Source organism: Thermodesulfovibrio hydrogeniphilus (assembly GCF_054657355.1).
Genome location: NZ_BAAHYW010000001.1, coordinates 1,559,654 through 1,572,569, shown reverse-complemented (window position 1 = coordinate 1,572,569; position 12,916 = coordinate 1,559,654). Strand labels below are relative to the sequence as shown.

12 protein-coding genes are annotated in these 12,916 nt (G+C 37.3%); 1 reads left to right on the top strand and 11 read right to left on the bottom strand.

All coding sequences use genetic code 11. From position 1 onward, the window contains the following. Positions 1–22: 22 nt before the first annotated feature. The 9 genes from ACYQ3P_RS07870 to ACYQ3P_RS07830 form a co-directional block, all read right to left on the bottom strand. A complete protein-coding gene (locus tag ACYQ3P_RS07870) occupies positions 23–847 on the bottom strand; it encodes an IS1634 family transposase (RefSeq protein WP_460177370.1) in 825 nt (274 codons plus the stop codon). 491 nt (positions 848–1,338) lie between these two features. After that, the gene (gene tyrS, locus ACYQ3P_RS07865) at positions 1,339–2,550 is read right to left on the bottom strand and encodes a tyrosine--tRNA ligase (RefSeq protein WP_460178066.1); all 1,212 of its coding nucleotides are present in this window, start codon (positions 2,548–2,550) and stop codon (positions 1,339–1,341) included. A 271-nt stretch (positions 2,551–2,821) separates the two neighbouring features. Then, positions 2,822–3,616: a 3-methyl-2-oxobutanoate hydroxymethyltransferase gene (panB, locus tag ACYQ3P_RS07860; RefSeq protein ID WP_460177369.1), complete on the bottom strand. Its 795-nt coding sequence runs from the start codon at positions 3,614–3,616 to the stop codon at positions 2,822–2,824. Then, positions 3,613–5,286, bottom strand: a complete 1,674-nt coding sequence (gene recJ, locus ACYQ3P_RS07855) for a single-stranded-DNA-specific exonuclease RecJ (protein WP_460177368.1) — start codon at positions 5,284–5,286, stop codon at positions 3,613–3,615. The genes panB and recJ overlap by 4 nt, the downstream gene beginning before the upstream one ends. A 1-nt stretch (position 5,287) precedes the next feature. Next, the gene (gene secF / locus ACYQ3P_RS07850; protein WP_460177367.1) at positions 5,288–6,193 is read right to left on the bottom strand and encodes a protein translocase subunit SecF; all 906 of its coding nucleotides are present in this window, start codon (positions 6,191–6,193) and stop codon (positions 5,288–5,290) included. Beyond that, positions 6,190–7,812, bottom strand: coding sequence for a protein translocase subunit SecD (secD, locus tag ACYQ3P_RS07845; RefSeq protein ID WP_460177366.1), 1,623 nt, complete (start codon positions 7,810–7,812; stop codon positions 6,190–6,192). The genes secF and secD overlap by 4 nt, the downstream gene beginning before the upstream one ends. Positions 7,813–7,821: 9 nt before the next feature. Then, on the bottom strand, positions 7,822–8,175 hold the full coding sequence (yajC, locus tag ACYQ3P_RS07840) for a preprotein translocase subunit YajC (RefSeq protein ID WP_460177365.1): 354 nt from the start codon (positions 8,173–8,175) through the stop codon (positions 7,822–7,824). A 588-nt stretch (positions 8,176–8,763) separates the two neighbouring features. After that, on the bottom strand, positions 8,764–9,612 hold the full coding sequence (locus ACYQ3P_RS07835; protein WP_460177364.1) for an IS256 family transposase: 849 nt from the start codon (positions 9,610–9,612) through the stop codon (positions 8,764–8,766). Next, entirely contained in the window at positions 9,590–10,036 is a 447-nt protein-coding gene (locus ACYQ3P_RS07830) for a transposase (RefSeq protein ID WP_460177231.1), read from the bottom strand. The genes ACYQ3P_RS07835 and ACYQ3P_RS07830 overlap by 23 nt, the downstream gene beginning before the upstream one ends. 57 nt (positions 10,037–10,093) lie before the next feature. Between ACYQ3P_RS07830 and ACYQ3P_RS07825 the strand changes: the two genes are divergently transcribed. After that, positions 10,094–10,747: an IS1634 family transposase gene (locus ACYQ3P_RS07825; protein ID WP_460177363.1), complete on the top strand. Its 654-nt coding sequence runs from the start codon at positions 10,094–10,096 to the stop codon at positions 10,745–10,747. Here the strand turns inward: ACYQ3P_RS07825 and ACYQ3P_RS07820 are convergent. Further along, entirely contained in the window at positions 10,744–11,862 is a 1,119-nt protein-coding gene (locus tag ACYQ3P_RS07820) for an IS4 family transposase (protein WP_460177362.1), read from the bottom strand. The genes ACYQ3P_RS07825 and ACYQ3P_RS07820 overlap by 4 nt on opposite strands. A gap of 86 nt (positions 11,863–11,948) precedes the next feature. Next, positions 11,949–12,611 (bottom strand): hypothetical protein, encoded by a 663-nt coding sequence (locus tag ACYQ3P_RS07815; RefSeq protein ID WP_460177361.1) that lies wholly within the window; start codon positions 12,609–12,611, stop codon positions 11,949–11,951. Between the last annotated feature and the right edge of the window lie 305 nt (positions 12,612–12,916).

Below are 12,916 nucleotides of genomic sequence, written 5' to 3'. Positions count from 1 at the left end.
TCTGAGAAAACTGCATCAGTGGCTATATATGTGATAGTAGATAAAATAAGAAAAGGCAGATGGAGCAAACCGATGGCTGTATCTCGTGGGGTATTGTATGAACTTCAACAAATGTTTCAGATGAGATTTGCGCATGAGACACAAAATTCTTGACAACTGTCTCTATAACATCAAAATGCACTGGAAATTTATTCTCGTTCAAACATAAACACAACAATACTTGCTTTTTATCGGGCTTCCCATCCCTTGAGTATCCATATCTTGCAAGCCCCAGAGGTCCTTGACCCTCAAAGTATACTGAGGTAATATCATAAAGCAACAACTTTGTCCCTTGTGCTCCCGTCTTATAAAAATCATCTAACACATTATCCATCTTCTCATACAACTTGTCCATTGCCCTGTATATCTCATTTACATGCATATCCTCTTCCCTTAAATCAAACAGTTCCATAAAACCACTTCTTCGTATCCATCCCACTGATGCATACTTACTCCTTGGCTCTATTATCCTGTTAAGCACTACTGCCAAAAGCAAATCTCTTACCTTCTTTGGAAAATGCCTTAACCATCCCAGAAATCCTATCTTCATCATAAATCCTAACAGTAACAGTATATGCCCTACTGAAGTTGCATCCTCAAAAAACTTGTCTTTGTCTACTACAACATTTTTCTCAGGTGACTTAAGCAGTTGCCTTATTTTGGAAATAAGAGGCTCACCTAAGTGAGTGATATTGGCAATTTTTTCATGCCTAACCTTTTTAGTTTTTTTGTCTCTGTAAGCTTTAGATATTTCGTAGGTTTTGTATTTTTTACCTTTTTTTGTTGACCAAGATTCTTTTACGAACATAGTTACCTCCTTTTTTATATTAGTATACAAAAATTAGACAAAAAAGTCAATATTTAAGGGAATAAATAGGCAAAAATAATAAAATTAGGTTAGACTACAAAATTGAATGAAAAAAGATATAACTTATTGAATTATAAAGCTTTTGATATTTTTAAAGGCTGAAAATTGATGAAGTTGGGTTAAAATAAATGAGAGAGCAGCTAAGTATGGTAGAATTGAGAAGGAGAATGAATGAATTGTTAGAGGAGTTGATAGGAGAAAAACTTGGACTGAGGAAGAAAAATTTCACGGACATTTAATTTTTATCTAACACGCGCAGTGACCACTCTTATCTTTATCGCGATGCATCCCCTGTTAGTCATTGCAAAGGGGAAGATGGCATCCAAAGCAATCTAAAAAGAATTTGCATCAATATATTCGTGATGACAGGCTAACGATGGTTTTATATAAAAAACGCTCAATTTAGACTTATAAAGATTATCCACCCCTCACTAATCACTAATCACCAATTTCACAAATCTTCGTTTGCCAATCTTGATAAGATACTCGCCACTTTGAAGCTTTATATCAGGGTCTGTAATTGATTCATTGTTTATCTTTATTCCGCCTTGTTTTATGAGTCTTATTGCCTCAGATGTGCTTTTGATAATTCCTCTTTCCTTTAACAGCTTGGGCAACCAGATTCCCCCTTCTTCATTTTTTATTTCTATAGTCTCAACTTCCTCAGGAGCTTCTTTTTTTCTGAAAAGTCTGATAAAGTTTTCCCTTGCCTTTTCAGCTTTTTCACTGCCGTGATACCTTGTGACAATCTCTACTGCAAGAGCTTCTTTTGCATCACGGGGATTAATCTTTCCTTCCTTTATTCCTTCTTTAAGTTCCTTTAATTCATCAACGGAGATATGGCTTAAAAGTTCATAATACTTTAGCATCAGCTCATCATTGATTGACATGACTTTACCGAACATTTCATCAGGAGGTTCATTTATTCCAATGTAGTTGCCAAGACTTTTAGACATTTTATGAACACCATCAAGTCCTTCAAGCAAGGGCATCATGATAACAACCTGTTCTTGCATTCCGTACATCTTCATCAACTGTCTTCCCATGAGCAAATTGAACTTCTGGTCAGTGCCACCAAGCTCTATATCTGCCTTTAAGTAAACAGAATCGTATGCCTGAAGCAGAGGATATAGAAATTCTAAGATTGTTATAGGTCTTCCTTCTGAAAATCTTTTTTTGAAGTCTTCCCTTTCAAGCATGCGGGCAACAGTTTCTGCGCCTGCAAGTCTGCACATATCAAGAGCAGTCATTGAGCCAAACCACTCGCTGTTAAATCTGATGATTGTCTTTTCAGGGTCAAGAATTTTGAATACCTGCTCCTTATAGGTCTCTGCATTTTTCAGGACCTCTTCCCTTGTAAGTGGTTTTCTGGTCTCTGTTTTTCCTGATGGATCCCCTATCATTCCTGTGAAATCTCCGATGAGAAAAATCACTTCGTGTCCAAGTTCCTGAAACTGCCGCATTTTTTCAAGAAGCACTGTATGACCGAGATGAATGTCAGGAGCAGTCGGATCAAAGCCTACCTTTATACGCAATGGTTTTTTTTCTTTGTATGAGTTTTCAAGTTTTTTAATAAGGTCTTCCTCAAGTATTATCTCTACTGTTCCTCTTTTAATTATTTCAAGCTGTTTTTCTGGTGAAATCAATTTGCTAACCTCCTGTCTAAATTGAACGATTTTTATATAAAACCTTTGTTAGCCTGTCATTACGAGCCTGCCGTAAGCTAAGTACGGCAATCATGTTCAATGACTACCCAGCCAGTCATTGCGAGGCATCCGTTAGGATGCCGAAGCAATCTCAGAAACTTCTTTGCCCCCTTTGAAGTTTGCAGTTACAAAGCGGAGCATAAAAAAGCAAGATTGCTTCGGGACTTTGTCCCTCGCAATGACACTTGAAAATCGCACGATTTATCTCCTAAAAAGAATGCTCTTCATCTGGAAATACTCCCTTTTCAACCTCTTCTTTGTATTTTTTTATGGCATTAAGGGCTTCTTCCCTGAGATTTGCGTATCTTTTTACGAACTTTGGAGTAAATCTTTCAAAAAGTCCGAGTATATCGTGAATAACAAGAACTTGTCCGTCACAATAAGGTCCGGCTCCAATTCCAATGGTAGGGATTTCAAGGCTTTCTGTAATTTGTTTTGCAAGCTCTGTGGGAATAACTTCAAGCACAATTGCCACTGCTCCTGCTTCTTGAAGTTTTATTGCATCTTCTTTAATTCTTTCTGCCTGCTCAGGCTCCTTGCCCTGTAATTTATATCCTCCCATTCTAAGCACTGCCTGAGGAGTAAGTCCTAAATGTCCAATCACTGGAATTTCTGCCTCTGTAATGGCTCTTACATGCTCAAGGATTTCTCTTCCACCCTCAAGCTTTACTGAATGTGCTCCTGCCTCTTTTACAAATCTTCCAGCGTTTCTTACTGCCTCTTTAACGCTTATTTGATAGGACATAAATGGCATGTCTGCCACTACCATTGCCCTTTGAGTTGCTCTTACAACAATCTTTGTATGATAAACCATCTCATCCATTGTAACTGGCAATGTTGTTTCATTGCCTTGCACTACCATTGAAAGGGAGTCTCCAACAAGTATCATGTCTATTCCAGCTTCATCAACAAGCCTTGCGAAAGGAAAATCATAAGCTGTTAGCATTGTAATTTTTTGTCTTTTTTCTTTCTTTTGAAGCAAATCCGTAACTGTAAATCTCATCTTAAAGACCTTCTTAAAGCTTTAAGTTGAAGCTGAAGGATTCTATTTCCTTCCCATTCGTTTATAGTAGGCATAAATCCAGCATCAACAAGGCATCCCTCCATTACAGGCTCTTCTGCCATGTCAAATCCAATAGCAGAAATTGTTGTTCCGTTTTGCTTTAAAAACATTTTTAGGTGATTGTTGCCAACCTTTCTTAAATTTATCACAGTTAATTCCTTTGCTCCAAATATCGGTTCCCGATTGCCCTCTCCAAAGGGTTCAAGAATGCTTATCTCTTCTGCTACCTTCGTTGTTATTTCATTTAAATTAACCGATGCATCAAGATAGAGTATATTTTTTATCTCCTTTGTCATATCTTTAGCAACCGTGCAAAGCCTATCTTTAAAGGATAAAATATTGTCTTTCAATAGAGTCATACCAGCTGCTTGTTTATGACCTCCAAATCGGATTAACAGATCCCTACAGCTGTTGAGAAGTTCCTGTAAATCAACTCCCGCTGGACTTCTTGCTGAACCCTTTGCCTTATCTGCCTGAATAGAAAAAACAAAGGCTGGTCTATTATATCTGTCAACTAATTTGCTTGCAACAGTTCCAACAACTCCGGGATGCCAGTCTCCCCAAAGAACAACTACTGGTTCATCATTAAACTCTTCAGCAAGCTTTTCTTCTGCCTCTGTCATTATCTTTTCTTCTATACTTTGCCTTAATGAGTTCATTTGATTTAGCCATTTACTTAAGGCATCAAGCTCAGATTCCTCTTCTGCAAGTAAGAATTTAACTACATCTTTGGCATGGTCAACCCTTCCCGGTGCATTGATTCTTGGAATAAGACAGTAGCTAAGATGAAAACCTCTGAGCGTTGTTGAATTTACTCCAGTTATGCTTTTAAGCCTTTTTAGAGCCTCCCGTTCAGGTGATTCAACTAACTGCCAGCCATGTTTTATCAAAGCTCTATTTGCATGGGTAAGGGGAACCATATCTGCGTAAGTTCCTAATGTAACAAGGTCAAGATAATGAAAAGCGTTTTCTCTGTCCAAACCAAGAGCAAGCATGAATGCAACGCCAACTCCTGCAAGGAAATTATATAAAGGCTTGCCATCTATCTTAGGATTTATTACTGCTAAAGCATTTGGAACAATTATTTGCCCATCAATTCTCAAAGGTTCATGGTGGTCTGTAATAATTACTTCAATTCCTTCTTTCTTCGCATATTCAACAGCTTCAAAATCCCTTATTCCACAGTCTGCAGTTATTATCAGTTTTGCTCCAACTTTTTTTGCTTCCTCAATGCTGAAAAAGCTTAATCCATATCCATGCTGAATTCTGTGGGGTATGTGATAATAAACATCAGCACCTTTTCTTTTCAGTATATCGTAAAGTATTGAAGTGGATGTTATACCATCTGCATCATAATCGCCATTAATTAAGATTTTAGTTCCTGAATGAATTGCATTTTTTATGATCTCAACCGCAGTTTTTACTCCTGATATCTCGTAAGGATCAATGCTATCAAGACTTGGATTTAAGAAAGAATAGATTTCATCAACATCTTTAAGTCCTCTTGAGACGAGAACCTGAGCTGTTGGTATTGAAATATTGAGGAGTTTAGAAATGTATTCTAAAAACTCTCTATTCGTTTTGATTACAACCCAATCTGTGTACTGCATTTTACTTCTTCAGAAGCGAGTTTTTGCCAAGAAGAAGCACCACCGGACTTGCTACAAAGATAGAAGAATATGTTCCAACAATGATTCCTAATATCATTGCAAGGGCAAAGTCATGCAATACTTCTCCACCAAAGAAAAATAATGCAAAGGCAGCCATCAAAGTGGTAAGAGAAGTTACAATTGTTCTTGAAAGCACCTCATTTATGCTTTTGTTCGTTAAGGATTCAAGAGTCATTGTGCCTTTCGCAACTTTTCCAAGATTTTCCCTGATTCTGTCAAAAACAACCACTGTGTCAGTAAGAGAATAACCTGCTATCGTAAGAAGAGCACTGATAAATATAAGATTGATCTCTTTCCCAAGTATATAAAAAATTCCAAGCACTGCCATAACATCATGGAAAGTTGCAACAGTTGCTCCAATAGAGAAGTGAAATCTAAATCTTATTGCAATGTAAATTAAAATTCCCACCGTAGCAGCTATTATTGCCAAGAGCGCGTCTTTTTTGGTTCTTTCACCTATTTTCGGACCTATCTGAGTGATTGCCTCAATAATTGGTTCTTTAGAAGACAGATTCTCCTTTAAAGCCTTTTCAATAGTATCCTGAGCATCCTGATACTGTTTTTTTAGTTTTATCAGAACCTTTTTCTCTGCAGGCAAATCCTGAATATCTGCATCCTTGATCCCTGCTTTATCCAATACTGCTCTTACCTCAGGTAAAGTGACAGGCTGGGAAAATCGTACCTGTAAACTCAAACCACCAGCAAAATCAACTCCTAAATTTGCATTGCCAGTGTATATTTGAAAAATTGCAAATAAGCCTAATAAAATAAGCAACAGCGATATTATTAATGTAAATTTTCTTTTTCCAAGAAAATCAATGTTTGTTTTTCCAAGTATCTGTATCATATGCTCAGGGTCTTCCTCTCCTTTCCTATGTATATAAAGTCAAAGACTGTTTTTGTTCCTATTAATGCGGTGAAAAGATTGATTGCAACACCAAGAGAAAGCGTTACAGCAAATCCTTTTATTGGTCCAGAGCCAAAATGGAAAAGCACGGCAGCAGTAATCAATGTGGTTACATGGGAGTCAAAGATTGTCCAGAATGCCTTTTTATAGCCAGCTTCAATAGATGCCTTTGGTGTTTTCCCAAGCCTCAGCTCTTCCCTTATTCTTTCAAACATTAAAACATTGGAGTCAACAGCCATTCCTATTGCAAGAGCAATTCCTGCAATTCCAGGAAGTGTAAGGGTTGCATTCAGGGCTGCCAATGCACCAATGAGAAGAACAATATTCAGAACCAAAGCAAAGTCAGCAATTAGACCACTCAAACGATAATAGAAAATCATAAATCCAGCTACTAAAATTGATGCAATTATTACAGCAAGCTTTCCAGCTTCAATTGAATCCCTTCCAAGAGTAGGTCCGACTGTTACATTTTGTATGAGATTTACAGGAGCTGGAAGCGCACCTGCCCTTAACACTATTGCCAAATCCTTAGCTTCCTCAAGGGTAAAGCTTCCAGTAATTTGAGCATTACCACCTTCAATTTTTTCCTGAATCATGGGAGCTGAATAAAGATTACCATCAAGTATAATGGCAAGCCTTCTTTTTACATATTTACCAGTAATTTCTTCAAAAATTTTTGCACCAGCTTCGTTAAATCTGAGTGATACATAGGGTTCATTAAATCTCTGGTCAATGCTTACATGAGCCTCAGCAAGGAGGTCTCCTGTAAGAAGAGTTTCTTTTTTGACAATATATGGTCTTTTGTAAACCTCGCCCGTTTCTTTATTGACAATTCTTTGAAAAACTATCTCATCTCCTTCAGGAATTTTATTTCTCCACTGAGAAAGAAATGCCTCTTCCTCACCAGCTTTTATGAGAGATGGAAGTTCTCTCCAAAGGGGAGTTTCCTCGTCAAGAAGCTTAAATTCAAGTTGAGCAGTTTTTCCTATTATTTCAAGTGCTTTTTTAGGGTCCTTTACACCGGGAAGCTGAACAATAATCTCGTTTTCACCTTGTCTGTGAATTGTAGGCTCAGCAACTCCAAGCTGGTCAATTCTGTTACGGATTACCTCAATTGCCTGCTCAACTGCTGTTGTTTCAACCCTTTTTAAAGCGCTTTCAGGAAGCTGGCATATAATGCTTGAGCCTTGTTCAGAGTAAGAGATATCTGGATAGTTTTCCTTGATTATTTTTTTTACCTCTTCATTGGCAGGTTGAATAGAAATTTTTTCACCATCAACCTTTACTGAAGCCTTTATTCCTTTTTTCTCAAGAAGGCTTTGCAGATGCATCCCTATTCTCTCAACTGTAATCTCCCTTGCCCTTTTTAAATCAACCTCAAATACAAGATGTGAGCCTCCTCTTAAATCAAGTCCAAGCACAATTCCTTTATTTGGCAGATTTTTCTTCCACCAATCAGGCATGTAATCAAAAAGCGGAGTATTTGGCAAAAAAAATACAATGGCAATTATAACAGTAAAAAGTATAAGTCCAGCTCTAAAATATATACCTTTTCTCATTTTTTAATATTAATCCTCGTCTGTTGGTGGTCTAAGTGCGGCAATTGATTGTTTTGAAAATTTAACCTTAACATTTTCGGCAATTTTTAGCACCACTGTGTTCGGATTGACACTTTCCACAACTCCGTAAATTCCACCTATTGTAATAACCTTGTCACCCCTCTTAAGATTCTCAAGCATCTGCCTATGTTCCTTTGCCCTTTTCTGTTGAGGTCTTATGAGCAGAAAGTAGAAAACTACAACAATTAAAATCAAAGGCAAAAGGCTTGCAATAAGGCTCATTATGGGATCACCTTGTTGTCCACCCTGTGGAGCAGGTCCCATTGCATATGCATCCGATATCAAATAAAAAAAATTCATCATTCACCTCCTGATTTTTCTAAATCTTATTATAGTATCAATCTTAAGCAAAAAAACTCAAGTGTAAGTGCAAAAATAAGGATAGACAATCGTAATTGCAAGCCCATTTTCCTGTCAATGTCTGCCTCTCTGTCATTGCAAGCATTAATTTTACTTGGTGTTGCGAGCATTACTTGTACTTATCATGGCGAGCGGAGCAATCTCCTCATGTCTAAAGAGAGATCACTTGGCTTGTTCGCAAGCCTCGTGATGACGGGAAGGAAGTATCATTGCGAGAGACGAAGTCCCGAAGCAATCTTCACCACTCTGTCATTCCAGCGAGGCGAAGCAATCCCTAAGTGTTCGTAAAACGTAAGACGTAAGACATAAAAAGGTAAAAGATGAGATTGCTTCGCCTGTCTGTCGGCAGGCTCGCAATGACCCCCTCTCCTTCGTCATCGCGAGCACTTCTCTTTTTCGTCATCGTATGATAAATATATGGACACTAAACAGGGATAAGTTAAAATAAAAGGAAGAAAGAAGGTGGGCAAGGACGATTTGTCATAGGTCTTAAAGACCGTTCGCAATGTTGTCCACCTACTTAGACAGTTGTCAAGAATTTTGTGTCTCATGCGCAAATCTCATCTGAAACATTTGTTGAAGTTCATACAATACCCCACGAGATACAGCCATCGGTTTGCTCCATCTGCCTTTTCTTATTTTATCTACTATCACATATATAGCCACTGATGCAGTTTTCTCAGATTGAAAATACCCTCCAGAGTTTACCCTTAAGACTTCCAGCCTGCTATTTATATTCTCTACCGCATTCGTTGTATATATGTGCTTTCTTATCTCTTCTGGATATTTCTTGTAACAAAAATAATTCTCCTTCTTGCTATTTAGCATCTTTATATAGGCAGGATATTTCTTTTCAAATCTCTTTAGCACATCTTCAAATTCCCTGACAGTATCCTCATAATCGCCTATGTGTTTTATTCTGTTAATCTCTTCACTAAACTGCCTTGCATCAGCCTTTGACATATTTTTGTAAATATTTCTTTGCATATGAACAAGGCAAAGTTGATGGTCAGTTTGAGGAAATAAGGTCTTTACAGCCTCACTAAGCCCTGGAAAATCATCAGAGACAATTATCATTACTCTCCTCAATCCCCTGCTAATCAGATTGTTAAATATCTTGAGCCAATCTCCTTTGTTTTCTGAGCCAATAAAAACATAATACCCATACAAATCTTTCTTCATCTGCATATCTATCCCTAAAACCGTATAGATGACTGCTTTACGAATTCTTCTGCTTTCATCCTTCATCTCTGTATGATATGCATCACAAAATAGGGCAAAACAATCAGAAGGCAGTTCTCGGCTTACTAATTCTTTTGCTTTACTGTATAACTCCTCTTTTAACTCCTCTATTTGCTCAGGAGAATATGGAAGATTCATGCTTTTCTGGAAGACTTTTGATCTTTGATGGAGAATAACTCTGCAGAATCAGATTTAGGATGAAATCCTCAAAATCTTTGTCAAATCTTTTCCAATGAGGTGGTAGCACTGCGGAGCGAAATCTTCCCTGTCTGTCTCTTGGCACTGACAAATTTAAATTTCCAAACATACATCCGAGCTGTCTTTGATAAAACCCATTTGATTTGTTGTCAGAGTCTGCCTCTACAAAAAAATCTCTTTCTTTCTTCATCAATAAATTAAAAAGCATCTCAGCTAAAACTTTAATGCTTTCCTGAGGTGGCATCTCTGCAATTTCTTTAATAAAATTTTCAAGCCCAAACTGCCTTATCACTTCCCATTCCTCCTTTTTTAAGGTTATTCCATAAATTGTTTTTTTTGTGCTATTATTCTTTTTAGTTCCCATTTTCCTCTAATCCAAAAAATATCTGCACAATAGACACAATTTTATTATAACTTCCCATTGGAAAGTATACTTAAAAGGGGCAGGGAGGCATTGGAAAAAGTAAGGCAGATGGTAGAAAGTGGAAAGCTAAGAGACAGGGAGAAAATACTGAGGAGGGCGCAGAGGAAACTGACAAAAAGTGGAGCTGAGAATTATTATGATTTCAGATACGAAGAAGGCAGATTTCAGATAATAGCAAAGCAAGAAGCTATAAAGAAGGCATATGATATGTGTGGGAAGTATATTTTGCAGACGACATTAATAAAGGAAGAAGATGAAGAGATAGAGAGGCAGTATAAGGAATTACAGACAGTGGAGGATGCATTCAAGCAGTTAAAGGATTTTGTAGAGATAAGACCGATATATCATTATAAAGACAGGAGAGTAAGGACGCATATATTTTTATGTGTGGTAGCCCAGACAGTGTTAAACAGGCTAATGGATGAGTTGAAGGAGAAAGGATGGTTAAGGGAGAGCAAAGAAAACAGTCTGAAGAAGTGTTTGGACAAATTTTATAAGATAGGGATAGGAGGTTTTGAGATAGAGGGGGAGAAAATAAGGATTATGAGCAAAGCTAAGGAGGAACATAAAAAGATACTGAGAATATTGGGAGTAGGGGATAAGATTTTCAGAACTTACGAAAGTGCGAGAGAATTTTGTAGGCTAATCTAAAAATTATAACTCATTGATTTTAAAATTTTTTTATTCAAAAGTTGATGAAGTGGGGGTGTCTCTGTCGGTTTATTTATCCATTCCCATAAATTCCTATATGTAAATAGGTTTAGTCTCAACAATGCAACTAGATTACTTAATGACCATCCAAATGTTGATAACTCCTTCAGATACTTCAGTATCAGTATCGCTATTAATGCCGTCCATATCTGTATCTTAAGTGCATTCGCTGATGTCCCTACAAAGGTTTTTACTCTTAGATTTTGTTTCAATGTCTTAAAAAATCTGCCCTGCCATCTGTCTTTGTATATCTCTGATATGGTCGTTGCACCAAAGTTCAGTTGGTTCGTGAGTAGCACAACTGTATCTTTTGTTTCCTTATCCATGACCTCTATCCTCCGTAGCTCATATGGACAGTCTTGCTCTGCATAAAAACCCTTAAGCTTGATTATCTCGTCCCGAATTATGTTTCTGTTCTTTGGCACTGGTAGGCTCTTTATCACTTTATAAGAGGCGTTGTCCTTTAACCTTGTTACAAAATATACCCCCTCCTCTGTCCATCTACCAAATAAAGCATAGTCAACACACCCTCTGTCTATTACTACTATGGCACCAGAACAAAATTGAAGTCTCCTTAATATGTTTACTTCGTGCACTTTACCTTCTGTTATATGCGCATATTCAGGTAAATATCCTGAGTGGTCAAGTAGTAAATGCAACTTTACCGCACCTTTAGTCTTTCTGAATTTTGCCCAGTCAAATACTGTTGCACACAACTCTATTACAGATGCATCAAAGCTCATTAGCTTGTTCTTAAATCTGAATTTCCTCTTGCCAGTAAATTTAGACTGACATCTCTGAAGAAGCATATAAAATACTGCTTGAAAAAGTTCCCACGGTCTGTGTTCATTTGCATAGGCAAGGGTAGAGCTCTTTGGAGCTTCTTTTATACCAAGATGCCTTAACTTGCCAATACAACTGGCAAGTCCATTACATATCTCTCTTAGAGAATGCGCCTGCCCAAGTTGACAAAATAACATAGCTACAAATTGCCCCCAACTCGTAAACCCTTTTGCTCTACGCTCAGCTTCTGTCTGCTTTGACTGACTTCTCAAATTCTAATCTTGGAAAAAGGGATAGAATTTGACTGAAAATACTGCTATACTTATTCATATACACCTCCAATCTGGGTCTTTAATTTTTAAGCTAAATGTTTATCTATTTTACCCAGATCGGAGCTTTTTAAAAAATTTATTTTGGACAAGAGTGCGGTAGTATCTATTATTATTCCCTCTACTGGCTTTGTAAAAGATCTTATATATTTTTTGAAAAATTCTCTCTGCTTTCCTTCATCCCCCAATACCTTTAATACTCTGCTTATACCCTGAGATGAAAGTCCTTTGGTTTTATATATAAATCTCACCACATTGCCTTCATACCAGTGTTGTGCATACATCATAGCTGAAGGCTGTGTAACCCGATAGATTAATAAGGACAGTATTAATGCCGCGTCTTTCTTGAAGACCTCTTGTATTAATTCATCTATCCCTGTCTTCTTTAATACTTCACTTAAGAGAAATCCTTCTCCAAAATCTAAAATATATTTTTCTTTGTGCTTTTCATAATCAGACTTTTTGATAATCTCTCCATTTTCATCTACAGGACCAAGATACTTTACCCTCTGTCTTGGTGATTTGGTATTTTTATCCCAATAAGAGGTGATCTCATATGCATATTTTTTGTTACCGATTGTTTTATATCTTGCATAACTCATAGTGCCTATATTAGGCATACATGACATAATTAGTTGTTGTATGTCAAGAATAAGAAAAAATACCCAAAAATAGAGATAGACACTCGTCACTGCGAGCCTCCCTGTTGCAAGCGATAGCGTGGCAATTTGGGGCGAAGCAGTCTTTCTCCCTTCTCGTCATTGCGACTCCGAGCGAAGCGAGGAGGAAGCAATCTTGCCTTTTCCCCTTCATAGAGATTGCTTCGCATCCTTCGGATGCTCGCAATGACATCAAAAAATACTTAATTTTAAAATGGTTATACCAATTTTTGGATTTCTATTTCTATTTTTGGGAAAAATAGTTATATATTGGGAAGTTACTAAATATTGAAAATTGGAAATACTTTGATAGTGCCTAATTTATGCGGAATTTAGGA